Genomic DNA, 16,651 nt, shown 5'->3' on the forward strand with positions numbered 1-16,651 from the left:
GGTGTCCCTCCCGCCGCTCGGTTAGTTGGTGCAGTAACTAACTAAGCAGGCGCGAAGGCGCCTGTCAACCCTTCACGGCAGCCCGATTCGCCGCGATGACCAGTTCGCCCATCGCACGGGCGCGCCGAGCGGCCCGGGGGTCACCGGCTGCCGCCTGCACGATGCACCCCTTCATCAGGATGAACCACACCCGGGCGAACTCCTCCGGATCAGTGAGGCCGGCCTCTGCGGCGAAACCGCTCACGACCGTGCCGATCGTGGCGAGGTGGGCGGAGCTCGCTCGACCGAGCGGGTGATCCATCCCCATCTCCAGGATCACCTTGACGAAGGTGCACGCCTCGAAATCGTCGCGCTGGAACCATCCGTCGAACACGTCGAAGATGGCGAGCAAGCGACCCTCCGGCTGGTCGGAGAGGGATCGCGCACCGCTGTCGACGATGCCGAAGGTCCAGTCGGTCTCGCGGCGCTTCAGGATGGCGAGAACGAGATCGTCCTTCGTCGGGAAGTGGCGGTAGAGCGTCGCCTTAGCGACTCCCGAGGCGAGAACGACCTCGTCCATCGCGACATCCCGGATCGCTCGCCGACAGAACAGCCGGTAGCCGGCCTCGATGATGCGCTCGTGGGAGTCCGCGAAGGCGGGGGCTCTGCCGGCCGGTGAGATGGCGGCGATCACCGGGGTGGGGGCGGCGACAGTCATGGGTTCACTCCCGAACAGGTCTGCGGGGTCTGAGCAAACCTGGGTGCGCGACACTGGCGCGTTCATACTCGACCGATCGTAGTCCGTCAAGGAGTGCGGCGAGTCATAGACAAGACAGTGCAGTCTCTGTTTTGATTAGGCAAGCCGGGTCAGAGGTGACGAAGGCATAGGCAGGGGCACAGCAATGAAGAGTTTCGAGGATGTCCTCCACAACTTCGACACGTCGCCGACGGCGCCCGATACCCCGCTGGACACTGCAACCATCGTTCTCGACGAGTCGGTACTTCCCGCGCCGGTCTCGTCATTCGAACATGTCGCGCGCTCCACGGCGAGCCGCGAGTCTCTCGTTCCGCCCAGACCCCTGTGGCCGTTCGGCCTTCGCACGCACCCTCACCGTCAGGCCAGTTGAGGCCGAGGGACATTCGTCGCGCCGACGGAGGTCGCGGTGGAGAATGGATGCATGGCTGACAAGAATGTATCCGCGCCCCGCGCCACTTCTAATCGCTCGACCGTGCCGGTCTCCGACACCTTCAAGCAGTTCATCTCGAGCGAATGGGCCGAGCACACCGAGTCCGAACCGCGTTCGCGCGAGCAGGCTGCGTGGGCGGCGGCACGCCGGGCTCGCATCTCGGCGCTGTACGCGGGTAAGCGGCTGATCATCCCCGCCGGCGCGGCGAAGGTGCGCTCGAACGACACCGACTACGCCTACCGCGCACACTCCGCCTTCTCCCACCTCACGGGCTGGGCCGGCGACTCCGTCGCGGGCAGTGTGCTCGTGCTCGAGCCGACGGACGAAGGACACACCGCGACCCTCTATTTCCGCAAGGCGGCCGGGCGCGATTCCGACGAGTTCTACGCCAACCCGGAGATCGGCGAGTTCTGGACCGGCCCGCGCCCCTCCCTCGCACACGTCGCCACGGACCTCGGCCTCCTCACCGCCGACCTTGCCGCGTTCGGCGGAGTCCTGGACGCCGTCGATTCCGACACCATCATCCTGCGCGACGGCGACCGGGATCTCACCGACCAGATCGATGGTCGCCGACTGCTCTCGGCAGACGCCGACAGCCTCGAGAATGACGCCGACACCGAATTCGCCCGCGACCTCTCCGAACTCCGCCTGGTGAAGGATGACTACGAGATCGAACAGATGAGACGGGCGGTCGCGGCGACCAAGATGGGGTTCGACGACGTGATCGCGGATCGTGATGCGATCGTCGCCCACGAGCGAGGTGAGCGTCTCGTCGAGGGCACATTCAACCGCCGCGCCCGCGCCGAAGGCAATGCCGTCGGCTACGACACGATCGCCGCTTCAGGCCCTCACGCCTGCGTCCTGCACTGGACCCGTAACGACGGCGCGGTCGTACCCGGCGACCTGATCCTGATGGATGCCGGAATCGAACTCGACAGCCTGTACACCGCAGACATCACCCGCACGCTCCCCGTGAACGGCCGCTTCAGCGAGACCCAGCGGCTCGTCTACGAGGCTGTGCTCGAGGCGGCCGATGCCGCGTTCGCCATCGTGCGCCCGGGAATCCGGTTCCGTGAGATCCACGCGACGGCGATGGCGGTCATCGCCGCGAAGACGGCGGACTGGGGTTTCCTGCCGGTGAGCGCCGAGGAGTCGCTGAAGCCGGAGAACCAGTTCCACCGGCGCTACATGGTCCACGGCACCTCGCATCACCTCGGCCTGGACGTGCACGACTGCGCCCAGGCGCGGCGCGACCTCTATCTCGATGGCGTTCTAGAACCAGGCATGGTCTTCACCATCGAACCTGGCCTCTATTTCCAGCCCGACGACCTCACCGTGCCGGAGGAGTTTCGCGGAATCGGTGTGCGCATCGAAGACAACATCCTCGTCACCGAGGCCGGCGCAGAGAACCTGTCCGTCGGCATCCCCCGCACCGTGGATGACGTGGAGGCCTGGCTGCGCTGAGCGACGGGCCCGTATCGCCCGGCGTCCGATCCGCGACGGATTGCGGACAGTCCGGGGCGGCATGCCCGCCCGTCCATCCGGACCGGATGGGCCCGCGCGAGGCGGGGTGTGCCCTCAGGAGGTGCGCGAGAGCACGTCCTGGGCTTTCGTGAGCAGGTTGGGGTCGACGACGATCTCGTATCGGCTCGCGAGCACCTGGTGGGTGGAGGTGAAGTCGCGGGTGCGGCGCGTGACTGCGGTGGCGGCGATCCCGAAGAGGGCTCCGAAACCGGCGCCGATGATGATCGCCGCGATCACATACTGCAGAACGGTGCCGGTGCCGCCGAAGGTGAATAGCACGCCGATGAAGAGTCCGAACCAGGCGCCGCTGGCCGCTCCGGCACCAGCGGCCCGTCCGTAGGTGAGCTTGCCGGTGACCCGCTCGACGGTCTTCAAATCGCTGCCGACGATGGAGACCTGTTTGACCGGGAAGTCGGCTTTGGCCAGGCGATCGACCACGGCCTGGGCCTCGAAGTAGGTGTCGTAGGTGCCGAGCACGTCGCCCTTCGGCAGGGTCGGGATGAGACGGCCGCGGGGTGCGAGAGGGCTTTGGTTGGTCATGCCCCCATTATCCTCTCCCCCCATTCGGAAGGTCTAAGTTAGACCTGTGAGCGCCGCAAGAGTCTTCGTCGCCCGACTTGCCGGGTGCTCCGTTTTCGACCCCGCCGGCGACAAGGTGGGCCGCGTTCGCGATGTGCTCGTCGTCTACCGCCAGAAGGAACCGCCGCGAGTCGTCGGACTGATCGTGGAGGTGCCCGGCAAGCGCCGGGTGTTCCTGTCGATCGGTCGCGTCACGAGCTTCGTATCCGGCCAGGTGATCACCACCGGACTCATCAATCTTCGCCGCTTCGAACAGCGCGGCGGTGAGGTACGGGTGATCGCAGAGATGCTGGGCCGCGAGGTGACCCTCGTCGACAAATCGGGCGGCGCGACGATCGAGGATGTGGCGATCGAAGAGAGTGGTCCGGGCGAGTGGGCGGTCAGCGAGCTCTTCCTGCGCCGGCCGAAGACGAGTTCGTCCCCCTTCGCCAAGGGCCAGACCGTGTTCTCCCCCTGGGCTGGCATGCGGGAGCGCTCCACCGGCGAGGCGCAGTCCGCCACCCAGCTTCTCGCCACCTACGAAGACCTCCTGCCCGCCGACCTCGCGAACGCGATGCTCGACCTGCCGGAACAGCGGATGCTGGAGGTCGCTGAGGAGATGAGCGACGAGCGCCTCGCGGATGTGCTCGAGGAGATGCCGGAGAGCGAGCAGGTCGACATCCTCAACCAGCTCGATGACGACCGCGCCGCCGACGTGCTCGACCAGATGCAGCCGGATGACGCGGCCGACCTGATCGCGCAGCTCAGCGACGAGCGGGGCGAGGTGCTCCTCGACCTCATGCAGCCCGAAGAGGCCGAAGACGTGCGCATGCTGCTCGCCTACGCACCCGACACCGCCGGCGGACTCATGACACCGGAGCCGATCATCGTGTCGGCCGACGCCACCGTCGCGGAGGGCCTTGCGCTCATCCGGCGCCACGAGCTGGCCCCGGCGCTCGGTGCGGCGGTGTGTGTGACTCTGCCGCCCTACGAACCGCCGACCGGTAGATTCCTCGGAATGGTGCATTTCCAGCGGATGCTGCGTTACCCACCGATGGAACGGCTCGGCACCCTGCTCGACCAGAAGCTCGAGCCGGTGAAGGCGAGTGCCTCCGCCGCTGAGGTCGCCAGGACTCTCGCCAGCTACAACCTGGTCTCGCTTCCCGTTGTCGACGACAACCACCGACTGGTCGGGGTGGTGACCATTGACGATGTCCTCGACTACCTCCTGCCCGATGACTGGCGAAGTCACGACGACGATCCCGAGCCGGCGAATGCCGACACCAGCACCATCCCCGTAATCGCTTCTGCCGGAAGGAGGTCGCCAAGTGGCCCGTCGTTCTGATTCGCTCGATACGCCGAAGGGCCTGCGCAACCGATTCGTGCCCCGGATGGGTGGGCGCGACCGGGTAGGGCGCTTCTCCGAGGGGTTCGCCCGCGCCATGGGCACCTCGTACTTCCTCGTGGGAATGACCGCCTTCGTCGTCGCCTGGCTCGCTTTCAACAGCTACGCGCCGACCGGCTCGCAGTTCGACCCGATCAAGACGAACTTCACCCTCCTCACGTTGATCCTCTCGCTGCAGGCCTCGTATGCCGCTCCGCTCATCCTGTTGGCCCAGAACCGCCAGGACGACCGCGACCGGGTGCAGTTCGAGCAGGATCGGCAGCGCGCCGAACGCAATCTCGCCGACACGGAATACCTCGCCCGCGAGGTCGTCTCGTTGCGATTGGCCGTGCGAGAACTCGCCTCGAAAGACTTCATCCGGGCCGAGCTTCGAGCGCTGCTCGAAGAACTCGAGAAGGAACGCAAGCCCGACGGGGCCGCCGGTTGAGCGACGCCATCGGCCTCGACGAACGTGTGCGTGACGCTCTCTCCCGGGTGATCGACCCCGAGATCCGCAAGCCGATCACCGAACTCGACATGATCGGTGGCGTCACGAGTGGCCCGGGCGGCTCCGTCACCGTCGGGCTCACACTGACGATCGTCGGATGCCCCGCCGCCGACACCATCGAACGCGATGTGAGAGAGGCCGCGGCATCCGTCGAGGGCGTCACCACCGTGACGGTGAATGTCAGCATCATGACGCGGGAGCAGCGCACCGCTCTCACCGAGAAGCTGCGCGGCGGGCGGTCGCGCGAGCTGCAGTTCGGACCGCAGAATCTCACCCGGATCATCGCCATCACGAGCGGCAAGGGCGGCGTGGGCAAGTCGACGATCACTGCCAACCTCGCTGTCGCTCTCGCCGCGCGCGGACTGGCTGTCGGACTCGTCGACGCGGATGTCTTCGGGTTCTCGATCCCGGGCATCCTCGGTCTCACCGGAGCGAAGCCCACAAAGGTGGGAGAGATGATCCTGCCGCCGATCAACTACGGCGTGAAAGTGATCTCGATCGGCATGTTCGTCGAAGACAATGCCGCGGTGTCCTGGCGCGGACCGATGCTGCACCGAACGATCCAGCAATTCCTCACCGATGTGTACTTCGGTGACCTCGACGTGCTTCTGCTCGACCTCCCGCCGGGCACCGGCGACGTGGCGATCTCGCTCGGCCAGCTGCTCCCCCACGCCGACGTCATCGTGGTGACCACCCCCCAGGGTGCCGCGGCGGAGGTCGCCGAACGCAGTGCGACCGTCGCGCGCCAGACCGGCCAGCGGGTGATCGGAGTCATCGAGAACATGGCGGGACTCGTTCAACCCGACGGCAGCGTGCTCGAACTCTTCGGTTCGGGAGGCGGTGCGGATGTCGCGGCACGACTGTCCGCGGGGCAGGACTATCCCGTGCCGGTGCTCGCCGCCGTGCCGCTCAGCATCTCACTGCGCGAGGGTGGTGACGCCGGAGTGCCCATCGTGCTCTCGGACCCGCTGGACGCGGCATCCGTGGCGATCCTGTCGGTGGCCGACCATCTCGCGCGCGGGGGTCGTGGACTCGCGGGCCGCAAGCTGGGCTTTACCGTAACCTGACCGGCCGGCGACGACCGACGGGGGTGTCGCGGCGGCTCAGACCTCGCGGGTCGGCGCCTGGCGGTATCCGTCGCGAAGGCTCACGACGACAGCGGAGGCGATGCCCCACACGGAGAGAACGGCGATGGCGGCGGGAACGATGACGGCGTACATGATGACCTCGGGTTGTAGCTGCGAATGATTGATTGGTTCCATTCCACACCTCTTCTCTCTGAAGCACAATCAAATAGAAATGGACCAACTGTGTAGTCTGGCTACATGGATGTGCATCGCCTCGAACTGCTCAGGGAACTCGCCGAGCGGGGAAGCATCACCGCCGTCGCCCAGGCCACAAACCGCACGGTCTCGGCGGTCTCACAGCAGCTGAAGGTGCTGGAGCGCGAGGCCGGCCTTCCCCTCACCGAGCGCTCAGGGCGTGGCATCGTGCTGACCGGAGCCGGCCGGATGCTCGCCCAGACCGCGACGGATGTCGCGATCGCCCTCGAGCGCGCCGATGCCGTGTGGAAGGAATTCACTCTCTCCCCCCGCGGCGAGGTCACCCTGACCACCTTCCCCACCGGAGGGCAGATGCTGCTGCCCGGTCTCCTCGACGCGGTCGCCGCGATCCCCGATCTCACGCTCATCGCGAGCGACCAGGATCCGCTCCACCCCGACTTCGCCGACCTCACCCCCGACTTCGACATCGTCATCGCCGATGCGCCCGGTCTGATGCCGTCCTGGCGCGAACGCGGCCTCGCCGTCGTGAAGCTGATGGACGAGCCACTGGACATCGCATTGCCGGAGGGTCATCCCCTTGCAGCCAAAGCGAGCCTCTCGGCGAAGGACCTCGTGGATGTCACCTGGATCGGTGTGCCCCTCGGCTTCCCCTACGACCGCATCCTGCGCCAGCTGGAGGCCATCACTGGCGTTCCGGCGACCATCGGGCAACGATTCCTCGACAACGGCATCGTCGAGGCCCTGGTGGCGACAGGGCATGGCATCGCGATCCTGCCGCGCTTCACGACCCGCGATCATGAGAACGGGCTCGTCACCCGCCCGCTCGCCGGCATCCGGTCGACCCGTCAGATCTCGGCGCTGATGCGTCCCGACCGGGCCGAGCGGCCCTCGGTGCGCCTGGTCGTGCGCGCCCTACAGAAGGTGGCGAGCGGCGTCGCGGCCCAGCATCAGGGGTGATCCCCCCAAGCGGAGGTTAGAAGGCCGTGCTCGGCAGGTCCTTCTCGTCGTCACGGATGGCCCGCACGATCCGTGCCGCGACCGCCTCAGGAGCGAGACCCGCGGGAAACGCCGGAGCGGTGCCCGCGATGGCTCGGGTGGCGAGGCCGGTCTCGATATGCCCGGGCCGCGCATCGAGCACGCGGATGCCGGATCGCCGCAGTTCGCGCGACGAGGCTTGCACGAAGGCTGCCAGCGCCGCCTTCGAGGCGGAGTAGGCGGCGAGACCCGCCGTCGGGGACTCCGCGACGATGCCGCTCAGGGTCACGACGAAGGGCTTTCCGCCGCCCTGGGCCGAGGCCGAAAGATGGGGGACGGCCTCACGGATGAGCCGCATCGGGGCCAGCGCGTTCGTCTCGAAGAGCTGCCGAAGAGTGTCATCGCGTACCTCGCCCACCGGTCCGAATGCCACCACCCCCGCGGCGATGACGATGCCGTCGAGCCGGTCGTGCGCGCCGAACGCGGCCGCGACGATCGCTGCGGCCGCCGCCTCGTCCGTGAGATCGGCGAGAAAGGCGTCGGGACCGCTCAATCGCTCCGCGCTTCGCCCGGCACGAACCACCGTCGCGCCCTCCGACTCCAACTGACGCGCCAACTCAGCGCCCAGCACACCGGACGCCCCCACCACCAGCACAACCGCACCGTTCACATCGCTCATGGCGCGATCCTAGATGTCTGATCTGGGACGCCGCCTGAGGGGCACCCGGGAGTGGGGTGCGATCTGCGCAGCCGGCTTCAGGTCGCTTCCGTGTCGAACGGCGCCTCGACGACGGTTTCGCCCGTGCTGCTCTCGGCCATCAGGCGTTTACGCTTCGCATAGGCCGATTCGCCATTCGGCTGCACGATAGTGAGGGGCACCTCCGGCCGATCGTCCGAGTCCTCGAGAAGGGCCTCGCGGATGATGCGGCGCGGGTCGTACTGGCGGGGATCGAGCTTCTTCCAGTCGACGTCGTCGAAGTCGGGGCCCATCTCCTCGCGCAGGCGCTCCTTCGCGCCATCCGCCATGTCGCGCACGTTCCGCACGAGGCGCCCCAGCTGGGCCGCATAGTGCGGAATCCGCTCAGGGCCAAGCAGAAAGACCGCGATCACGAGGATCACGAGGAACTTATCGATAGTCAGGCCGCCGAACACTCGTTCAGACTAACGCTCCCAGCCCCAAACCCTCCCTTACGCTGGGCTGTGAACGAGGAGCAGAATTGGCAGACAAAGAGTCGAGCTGGAAGTTCGCGGAGGACTTCATCGTCGAACGCGAGCACATTGCGCAGGCGAGGCAGCATTCGATCGAGCTGGGAATCGATGCGGTGAGCCCGGCGATGGGCGCTCAACTCGCGGTCATCGCTGCGGCGACGGCCGCGACCAGCATCATCGAGATCGGCACCGGGGTCGGCGTGAGCGGGCTCTGGTTGCTCACCGGCGCACCCGAAGCCACGCTCACCTCTATCGACTTCGAGCTGGACTACCAGCAATCCGCGAAGAAGGCATTCCTCGAGGCGGGCATCCCCGGCAATCGAGTTCGGCTCATCGCCGGGCGAGCCATCGACGTGCTGCCCCGCATGAACGAACAGTCTTACGACGTCGTGCTCGTGGATGCCGACCCGCAGTCGGTCATCCAGTACGTTGAGCACGGCCTTCGGCTCGTGCGAACGGGCGGCACCGTGCTTGTCGCGCACGCCCTGTGGCGTGGCAGGGTCGCCGATCCGGCGCAGCGCGACGACACCGTGACCGGGTTCCGCTCGCTCCTGTCGGAGATCGCCGAATCCTCGGCCGTGATCAGCGCGCTGTCGCCGGTCGGCGACGGGCTGCTTCAACTGACCAAGCTCTAGAGAGCCCGGTCGGCGGTGGAACTGACCGCCCTAGCTGGCCGCGGCGACAACCCCGGCTAGCGCGTCGTGCAGTTCTTTCGCTTCGGCATCGTTGACCGAGACGACGAGGCGACCCCCACCTTCGAGCGGGACGCGCACGATGATGAGGCGACCCTCCTTAACAGCCTCCATTGGTCCGTCTCCGGTCCTCGGCTTCATGGCTGCCATGATGGATCCCCTTTCGTGGAATGACTTCCCATTATCCCGTAACTGGGCGTTAACCCGAAAACGGGGGCTCCCACCGCGTCGTTACGGGGGTGTCCAGTCGTACCCGTCGAACCACCAACAGAGCGAGAGCCAGGCGAACTGGCCGACGATGCAGGCGACCACGAGCACAACCCGGTAGGCGGCGGACCGTGGCTGGGCGATGGCGCCGAGCAGGGGGAACATCGGCACGAGCAGGCGGAACGTGCTCGACTGCGGAAAGAACACGGCCAGGAGGTAGAGCCCGTAGCTCGCCGACCAGAAACGGAGGTCGGGTCCGAGTCGGCGAACCGCGGGAAGGAACAGCGCAGCGGCGAATCCGACGACGAGAAGTGCGAGGGCCACGAGGGGGACGGCGCCGAGATGCCACAGATCCCCCCAGAATCGTGTGGCCTGCAGCCACGGGGCGAAGGGCTGGAGTTCGACATAGCCGATGTACGCGGACCGCCACGCGAGTTCGGTGTCGGTGTAGGCGGAGAGGGATCCCGTGACCGCCCAGGCCACGATGGGCCACGCCAGGCCCATCACGAGGCTGAATCCGGCGAGGCCGGCCGCGAGCATCCGCTCCCTGGCAGGGAACGGATCGCGGACGCGGGTGATCCATCGGTGACCGAAGTGCAGCGCGAGCGCAAGCGCGAACGCGAGTCCGCTCGGCCGCGTGAGCGACATGATGGCCACAGCGGGAAAGAGCAGCCCGTACCGGCGCTCGATCAGAAGGTAGAGCGCGAGAGCGAGGAAGAAGGAGTGCATCGACTCCGCATAGGAGACCTGCAGGACGGGCGAGAGTGGAGCGACACACCAGAGCACGACGGCGAAGAGCGCGGTGGCCGCAGGCAGTCGCAGGAGGAAGAGCCGGTAGATCATGAGCGCCGTGAGCAGCGAGAAGACGAATGAGACGGCCACCGACACCGGCTCCCAGGGCAGTGTGGTCACCGCCATCACAAACCGCACGAGCATCGGATAGGCCGGCAGGAAGGCCCAGGCGTTCTCCGCCACATGTCCGGAGGCGGTCAGCGGAAGTGTCGCCGGATAGCCGCCGACGGCGACGATGTGGTACCAGGTGCTATCCCAGAACTGTGCGAACTGCAGGTAGCCGGGATTCGCGCCCGACCAGGGATTCGGTGCCTGGCGAGCAGCGAAATACAGCAGGAGGCTCGTGCTGACCAGTCGAGAGGCCGCCCACACCACGACAACCTTCACCCACCACGGGGTGAGGCGGTAGCGCACGCGGAGCGTGGGTGGCGTCGATCGCTGCCTTTCGGTCAGCTCTGCTCGAGCCACGCCCGCAGACCCCGCTCGCACTCCGTGATCTGGTGCACCGCGACGCGCTCGTCGTCCGCATGGGCGAGGAGCGGGTCTCCCGGCCCGTAGTTGACCGCAGGGATGCCGAGAGCGGAGAAGCGCGCGACATCCGTCCACCCGTATTTCGGTTTCGCTTCACCACCGACCGCGGCGAGGAATTGCTTGGCCAGGGGCGCATCGAGACCGGGGCGGGCGCCGTCGGCGCTGTCGGTGACCACCAGGTCGACTCCGGCGAAGACCTCGCGCAGGTGGGTCTCGGCCGCTTGCGCACCCTTGTCGGGGGCGAATCGGTAGTTCACCGTGACCACGCATTCGTCGGGGATCACGTTGCCTGCCACTCCCCCGCTGATCGCCACGGCATTGAGGCCCTCTCGGTAGACCAGGCCATCGACCTCGATCGATCGGGGCTGGTAGGACGCGAGGATGTCGAGAATCGGGGATGCGGCGTGAATGGCGTTGACCCCGACCCAGGCCCGGGCGGAGTGGGCCCTCTTGCCGGTCGTTCTCAACTCCACCCGCATCGTGCCATTGCAGCCGCCCTCGATGAGGGAATTCGTCGGCTCACCGAGGATGGCGAAGTCCGCGGCGAGCAGCTCGGGCCGGTGGGCGGCGAGTCGGCCGAGCCCGTTGAGGTCGGAGGCCACCTCCTCGTTGTCGTACCAGATCCAGGTGAGGTCCACCGCGGCATCCGTGAGTTCGGCGGCGAGCTTGAGCTGCACCGCGACCCCCGCTTTCATGTCGACGGTTCCGCGGCCCCAGAGGTAGTCGGTGCCGTCCTCGGTCTCGAACCGGGTCGGCAGGTTGCCGTTGAGCGGCACGGTGTCCGTATGCCCGGCGATGACCACGCGCCGGGCGTGACCGTGGGTCGTGCGGGCGACCAGCGCATCACCGTCCCGGGTCAGCTCGAGGTGTTCGAAGGGGGCGAGAGCGGCAGCAATGGCATCGGTGATGGTGCGCTCATCGCCCGAGACCGATTCGATGTCGCAGAGCTGCCGGGTGATCTCGATCGACGATGCCGCCAGGTCGATCGCGGGCGGGGTCGATTCGGCGGTGGGCATGCGGTCAGTTTATAAGTCCCCCTCTCGCTAATCTTGAGCCATGACTGATCGAGCAGCCTGGGGCTACGGACTCGCGACCATCGCCGGCGACGGCACGGTGCTCGACACCTGGTACCGCACGCCGACCCTCGGCTCGTTCCCCGCCGGTCGGGATCCCTACATCGCCCCCGCCGACTTCGCCTCGGTCGTGGGCCGTGACGCGCGCCGCAATGTCACCGTGGACTTCGTGATGGTGCAGATCGAACTCGATGCGCCCCCCGCCTCCACTCCCGACGCCTACCTGCGCCTCCATTTGCTCAGCCACCTGGTGGTGAAGCCGAACAGCATCAACCTCGACGGACTGTTCGGCCACCTGCCGATCGTCGCCTGGACGAACGCCGGCCCGGTGCATCCGCACGACTATGCGGACCAGCGCCTCACCCTGCAGCGGCTCGGGATCTCCGCGCACTCGATCGACAAGTTCCCCCGACTCACCGACTACGTCTCTCCCGACCGGGTGCGGATCGCGGATGCCTCGCGCGTGCGTCTCGGCGCCCACCTCGCTCCGGGCACGACGGTGATGCACGAGGGCTTCGTCAACTTCAACGCGGGCACTCTCGGGTCATCCATGATCGAGGGTCGCGTCTCGCAGGGCGTGGTGATCGGCGACGGTTCGGATGTCGGCGGCGGCGCCTCCATCATGGGCACCCTCTCGGGCGGCGGCACCGAGCGCGTGACGGTCGGTGAACGGGCTCTTCTCGGGGCGAACTCCGGCATCGGTATCTCGATCGGTGACGACTCGGTCGTCGAGGCCGGGCTCTACCTCACGGCGGGCACGAAGCTCACCGTGCTCGGGGATTCCCCGCGCACGGTGAAGGCCGTCGAGCTGTCCGGTGTCGCCGGACTGCTCTTCCGACGCAACTCGCTCACCGGAGCTGTCGAGGTGCTCGCGCGCAGTGGTCGCGGCATCCAGCTGAACGCGGCCCTGCACGCCTGAGCCTCGCCCGCCTCAGTCTGCAGCGCAGTGGGCCCCGTCAGGCGTCCCTGCGCGTTCGCCGTGCTGGGCGCTCCCCGTGCTGCGCGCTCCCCGTGCGAAATGCAGGAAGGCGTGTGAGGCACGTGGCAGATGCGCCCCACAGGCCTCAGCAGTCACGAGGGTTCCTGCATTTCGCACGGGGAGTACGGCCGCTGGCTGCTCCTCCCCCGGCGCCGGTGGCGGATGATGTGCACAGATGCTCGGCAGCGGATGACCACCCGCAGTCGGGCACGACAGTCTCGGCCACATGGACCTTCTCGCGCACATCCGTTCTCTCGGCGGAGTAGCCCCCACCCATCGGCTGGTTCGAATGGGATGGACGGGGCGATCGTTGGCAGCTGCCGTAAACCGTGGCTCGATAGTTCGCGTTCGACAAGGGTGGTACGCCTCCGCATTGGAGCCCGAAGAGAATCTGGCGGCCTGGCGCGTGGGAGGACGACTCACCTGCGTGAGCGGAGCGGCCCACTTCGGCCTCGCGATGCGCTCCTCCCCCGCTCTTCATGTTGCGGTCTCGCGGGCAGCGTCTCGCCTCCGGGACCCGTCAGACATGCGCAGCCGGCTCTCACTCCACTCTGATGCGGTAATCCACTGGCGATCTCAGCGACCGGGGTCCGCCTTCGTTGAATCCCCGTTGAATTGCCTCATAGACATGTGCGCGTGCGAACCACCCGAATTCGTTGTGGCGGCGGCAGATAGTGCGCTTCGCGCTGGTCTCGTCAGTCGTGCGGCATGGCTTCGGGCGGTGGCGCATCTTCCGTTGCGGCTTCGGCTGCAGGTTTCGGATGTCGACCACCGATCCGAATCGATCATCGAATCTCTCACCCGGTACCGATGCCGCATGCTGGGGCTCGTCGTGCGAATTCAGGTGGCTCTGGCTCCCGGCATCCGCGTGGATATGTTGATCGGTGACCGGCTGGTGGTCGAGGTTGACGGTCGCGAGTACCACTCCGACCCGTCCGCCTTCGAACGGGACCGCGTGCGGGACGCGCGCCTCACGGCACTCGGCTACCGCGTCTTGCATTTCAGCTACAGCCAGGTGATGTACGACTGGCCAGCCGTCGAGGCCGCGATTCTCACCGCGATGGGTCGGCGGGAGCATCGCGCACACGCGTAGTGCGGTGACCCAAGCCCAGGTGACCCGTTCGGCAGCGTTTGATGCACGAAATGCAGGAAAGGGTGTGACGCACGTGGCAGATGAGCCCCACAGGCCTCAGCAGTCACGAGGTTTCCTGCATTTGCAACAGGGGGCGGACTAGGTGGGCCACCCTCCGGGCGGAGTGCCCGAGCTAGCGCGCGGGCCACTCCCGGCGGGGCTCGCCGACGTAGAGCTGCTGAGGACGGCCGATCTTCGTGGCCGGGTCGTTGTTCATCTCGCGCCAGTGGGCGATCCAGCCGGGCAGGCGTCCGATCGCGAACAGCACGGTGAACATGCGCGGTGGGAATCCCATCGCCTTGTAGATCACTCCGGTGTAGAAGTCCACGTTGGGGTAGAGCTTGCGCTCGATGAAGTAGTCGTCGGCCAGAGCTACGGCCTCGAGCTCCTTGGCGATGTCGAGCAGGTCGTCCTTCACTCCGAGAGCGGCGAGCACCTCGTCGGCGCTCTCTTTCACGAGCCTGGCGCGCGGGTCGAAGTTCTTGTAGACCCGGTGCCCGAAGCCCATCAGGCGGATGCCGTCTTCCTTGTTCTTGACGCGCTCGACGAATTTCTCCACCGACTCGCCCGACTCTTTGATTTCACCGAGCATCTTGAGCACCGCCTCGTTCGCCCCACCGTGAAGCGGACCGTACAGGGCGTTGATGCCGGCTGAGATCGAGGCGAACATGTTGGCCTCGGTGGATCCGACCAGTCGCACCGTCGAGGTGGACGCATTCTGCTCGTGGTCCTCGTGCAGGATGAGCAGGCGCTCGAGGGCCTTGGAGACCACCGGGTTCACCTCGTAGGGCTCGGCCATGTTTCCGAAGTTCAGCTTGAGGAAGTTGTCGGTGAAGCTCAGTGAGTTGTCCGGGTAGAGGAATGCCTGGCCGAGGGCCTTCTTGTGCGCATAGGCCGCGATGATCGGCAGCTTCGCCAGCAGCCGGATGGTCGAGAGCTCGACCTGCTCCGGATCGTGAACGCTGAGCGAGTCTTCGTAGAAGGTCGACAGCGCCGAGACCGCGCTCGAGAGAACCGACATCGGGTGCGCGTTGTGGGGAAGCGCGTCGAAGAAGCGCCGGAGGTCTTCGTGGATGAGCGTGTGACGACGAACCCGGTCCTCGAAGGCCTCGAGTTCGGACGCGGACGGCAACTGCCCATAGATGAGCAGCCAGGCGACCTCGAGGTACGTGGAGTTGGCCGCGACATCCTCGATCGCGTAGCCGCGGTAACGCAGGATGCCCTTGTCGCCGTCGATGTAGGTGATGGCACTCTTCGTGGCAGAGGTGTTGACGAAGCCCTGGTCGAGAGTCGTGTACCCGGTCTGGCGGGTGAAGGTGGAGATGTCGATGGCCGAGGCGCCATCGACGCTCCTCACGACGGGGAACTCGGCAGTGCCGCCCGGGAACTGGAGGGTGGCCTTGTCGGCGGCAGGGTCATTTGCGGCAGCATTCACCTCTACAGCCTAATTGCCCCACCGCACACCCTCGGCACGCCCGTCGACAGCGACATCCACCAAGGTATCGATCGACCGGTTGGAGGAAGGTGCTAATTTCTTGACGCGGCTAGCCGAGCGACCGCGGAATCGATGGCTGAGTCGGTCGCGGTGAGCGCGACGCGCACGTGCTGCGAGGGCTCCGCACCGTAGAAGGTTCCGGGCACGACGAGGATGCCGATGCTGGCCAGGCGGTCTACGGCGGCCCACGCGTCTCCGCCAGCGGTCGCCCAGAGGTACAGGCCGCCCTCACTGTCGTCGATGCGGAAACCGGCGGCCTCGAGGGCTGGCCTCAGCCGGTCACGTCGGGCGCGATAGAGGGCCTTCTGGGCTCGCACGTGCTGGTCGTCGCCGAGCGCGGTGACCATCGCGGCCTGAATCGGCGCGGGCGGAAGGGTGCCGAGATGCTTTCGCACCGTGAGCAGCTGCCCGATGAGCGTGCTGCACCCGGCCACGAAACCGGCCCGATAGCCGGCGAGGTTCGACTGCTTGCTCAGCGAATAGACGCACAGCACCGAGCTGCGGTCGCCCGCGATGACCCGCGGATCGAGAACACTCGGGGTCGCGACCCGGTCGAATTCGTCGCTCCAGCCGAGCTCGGCATAACATTCGTCGCTCGCGATGACGGCACCGAGTTCCCGTGCCCGGGCGACGGCCGCGGCCAATTCCTCGACCGAGAGGATGCGACCGTTCGGATTTCCCGGACTGTTGATCCAGATGAGACGCGTGCCCTCCGGCCAGTCGGCCGGATCGTCGCTCGAGACGACGGTCGCCCCGACCAGCGCGGCGCCGACCGCGTAGGTGGGGTAGGCGAGCGAGGGCTGCACGACGGTGTCACCCGGTCCAAGACCGAGCCAGAGCGCCAGACCGGCGATGAACTCCTTGGAGCCGATCGTCGGGAGCACATTCGCGACACCGAGATCGTCGACACCGCGACGGCGGCCGAACCACTCGACGATCGCCTCCCGCAGCGCCGGCGTTCCGGCGGTCAGCGGGTAGGAGTGGGCATCGGTCGCTGCGGAGAGCGACTCCCGGATCAGGGCGGGAGTCGGGTCCACCGGAGAACCGACGGAGAGGTCGATCGCCCCCTCGGGATGCACCTTCGCACGGGCCGCGTAGGGCTCGAGAGCATCCCAGGGCCAGTCCGGCAGGCTGAGCGCCATT

18 protein-coding genes are annotated in these 16,651 nt (G+C 66.9%); 8 read left to right on the forward strand and 10 right to left on the reverse strand.

The features are described from left to right. Positions 1 to 64: 64 nt before the first annotated feature. Positions 65 to 697, reverse strand: coding sequence for a TetR/AcrR family transcriptional regulator (locus F1C58_RS11875; RefSeq protein ID WP_185201307.1), 633 nt, complete (start codon positions 695 to 697; stop codon positions 65 to 67). A 460-nt stretch (positions 698 to 1,157) separates the two neighbouring features. Here F1C58_RS11875 and F1C58_RS11880 point away from each other — a divergent pair, with 460 nt between their 5' ends. Beyond that, complete coding sequence (locus tag F1C58_RS11880) at positions 1,158 to 2,630, forward strand: aminopeptidase P family protein (protein WP_185201308.1); 1,473 nt, start codon at positions 1,158 to 1,160, stop codon at positions 2,628 to 2,630. A 114-nt stretch (positions 2,631 to 2,744) separates the two neighbouring features. Here F1C58_RS11880 and F1C58_RS11885 read toward each other — a convergent pair whose 3' ends face one another. Then, complete coding sequence (locus tag F1C58_RS11885) at positions 2,745 to 3,230, reverse strand: general stress protein (protein ID WP_185201309.1); 486 nt, start codon at positions 3,228 to 3,230, stop codon at positions 2,745 to 2,747. A gap of 46 nt (positions 3,231 to 3,276) precedes the next feature. Here F1C58_RS11885 and F1C58_RS11890 point away from each other — a divergent pair, with 46 nt between their 5' ends. The 3 genes from F1C58_RS11890 to F1C58_RS11900 are packed head-to-tail and all read left to right on the forward strand — an operon-like array spanning position 3,277 to position 6,207. Beyond that, positions 3,277 to 4,593, forward strand: a complete 1,317-nt coding sequence (locus F1C58_RS11890; protein ID WP_185201310.1) for a magnesium transporter MgtE N-terminal domain-containing protein — start codon at positions 3,277 to 3,279, stop codon at positions 4,591 to 4,593. Then, positions 4,577 to 5,080, forward strand: a complete 504-nt coding sequence (locus tag F1C58_RS11895; protein WP_185201311.1) for a DUF1003 domain-containing protein — start codon at positions 4,577 to 4,579, stop codon at positions 5,078 to 5,080. The genes F1C58_RS11890 and F1C58_RS11895 overlap by 17 nt, the downstream gene beginning before the upstream one ends. Beyond that, positions 5,077 to 6,207 (forward strand): Mrp/NBP35 family ATP-binding protein, encoded by a 1,131-nt coding sequence (locus F1C58_RS11900; RefSeq protein WP_255461087.1) that lies wholly within the window; start codon positions 5,077 to 5,079, stop codon positions 6,205 to 6,207. The genes F1C58_RS11895 and F1C58_RS11900 overlap by 4 nt, the downstream gene beginning before the upstream one ends. A 36-nt stretch (positions 6,208 to 6,243) precedes the next feature. On the opposite strand, the gene F1C58_RS11905 is transcribed toward F1C58_RS11900, so the two are convergent. Continuing rightward, complete coding sequence (locus tag F1C58_RS11905) at positions 6,244 to 6,402, reverse strand: hypothetical protein (protein ID WP_185204215.1); 159 nt, start codon at positions 6,400 to 6,402, stop codon at positions 6,244 to 6,246. A gap of 63 nt (positions 6,403 to 6,465) precedes the next feature. Here F1C58_RS11905 and F1C58_RS11910 point away from each other — a divergent pair, with 63 nt between their 5' ends. Beyond that, positions 6,466 to 7,380 (forward strand): LysR family transcriptional regulator, encoded by a 915-nt coding sequence (locus tag F1C58_RS11910; RefSeq protein ID WP_185201312.1) that lies wholly within the window; start codon positions 6,466 to 6,468, stop codon positions 7,378 to 7,380. A 16-nt stretch (positions 7,381 to 7,396) separates the two neighbouring features. On the opposite strand, the gene F1C58_RS11915 is transcribed toward F1C58_RS11910, so the two are convergent. Both F1C58_RS11915 and F1C58_RS11920 read right to left on the reverse strand, forming a co-directional pair. Continuing rightward, positions 7,397 to 8,077, reverse strand: a complete 681-nt coding sequence (locus tag F1C58_RS11915) for an SDR family oxidoreductase (protein WP_185201313.1) — start codon at positions 8,075 to 8,077, stop codon at positions 7,397 to 7,399. 77 nt (positions 8,078 to 8,154) lie between these two features. Continuing rightward, on the reverse strand, positions 8,155 to 8,550 hold the full coding sequence (locus F1C58_RS11920) for a twin-arginine translocase TatA/TatE family subunit (RefSeq protein WP_185201314.1): 396 nt from the start codon (positions 8,548 to 8,550) through the stop codon (positions 8,155 to 8,157). A gap of 65 nt (positions 8,551 to 8,615) precedes the next feature. On the opposite strand from F1C58_RS11920, the gene F1C58_RS11925 reads away from it, so the two are divergent. Beyond that, positions 8,616 to 9,242 (forward strand): O-methyltransferase, encoded by a 627-nt coding sequence (locus tag F1C58_RS11925; RefSeq protein WP_185201315.1) that lies wholly within the window; start codon positions 8,616 to 8,618, stop codon positions 9,240 to 9,242. 30 nt (positions 9,243 to 9,272) lie between these two features. Here F1C58_RS11925 and F1C58_RS11930 read toward each other — a convergent pair whose 3' ends face one another. The 3 genes from F1C58_RS11930 to dapE form a co-directional block, all read right to left on the reverse strand. Continuing rightward, complete coding sequence (locus F1C58_RS11930) at positions 9,273 to 9,449, reverse strand: DUF3117 domain-containing protein (protein WP_165063777.1); 177 nt, start codon at positions 9,447 to 9,449, stop codon at positions 9,273 to 9,275. 81 nt (positions 9,450 to 9,530) lie between these two features. Then, on the reverse strand, positions 9,531 to 10,766 hold the full coding sequence (locus F1C58_RS11935) for a hypothetical protein (RefSeq protein WP_255461088.1): 1,236 nt from the start codon (positions 10,764 to 10,766) through the stop codon (positions 9,531 to 9,533). Beyond that, positions 10,748 to 11,845, reverse strand: coding sequence for a succinyl-diaminopimelate desuccinylase (gene dapE, locus F1C58_RS11940; protein ID WP_185201316.1), 1,098 nt, complete (start codon positions 11,843 to 11,845; stop codon positions 10,748 to 10,750). Before dapE ends, F1C58_RS11935 begins: the two co-directional genes overlap by 19 nt. Positions 11,846 to 11,885: 40 nt before the next feature. On the opposite strand from dapE, the gene dapD reads away from it, so the two are divergent. Continuing rightward, positions 11,886 to 12,821, forward strand: a complete 936-nt coding sequence (gene dapD / locus F1C58_RS11945; protein WP_185201317.1) for a 2,3,4,5-tetrahydropyridine-2,6-dicarboxylate N-succinyltransferase — start codon at positions 11,886 to 11,888, stop codon at positions 12,819 to 12,821. An 877-nt stretch (positions 12,822 to 13,698) separates the two neighbouring features. Then, positions 13,699 to 13,974 (forward strand): endonuclease domain-containing protein, encoded by a 276-nt coding sequence (locus tag F1C58_RS11950; protein ID WP_185201318.1) that lies wholly within the window; start codon positions 13,699 to 13,701, stop codon positions 13,972 to 13,974. Between the two features lie 172 nt (positions 13,975 to 14,146). Here F1C58_RS11950 and F1C58_RS11955 read toward each other — a convergent pair whose 3' ends face one another. Then, positions 14,147 to 15,448 carry a citrate synthase gene (locus tag F1C58_RS11955; protein WP_185201319.1) on the reverse strand — a complete coding sequence of 434 codons (1,302 nt, stop codon included), beginning with the start codon at positions 15,446 to 15,448 and terminating at the stop codon, positions 14,147 to 14,149. Positions 15,449 to 15,540: 92 nt separating this feature from the next. Continuing rightward, complete coding sequence (dapC, locus tag F1C58_RS11960; protein ID WP_185201320.1) at positions 15,541 to 16,650, reverse strand: succinyldiaminopimelate transaminase; 1,110 nt, start codon at positions 16,648 to 16,650, stop codon at positions 15,541 to 15,543. Position 16,651: the final 1 nt, after the last annotated feature.

It is taken from the genome of Glaciihabitans sp. INWT7, from assembly GCF_014217685.1.
In the GTDB taxonomy this organism is placed as follows: domain Bacteria; phylum Actinomycetota; class Actinomycetes; order Actinomycetales; family Microbacteriaceae; genus Lacisediminihabitans.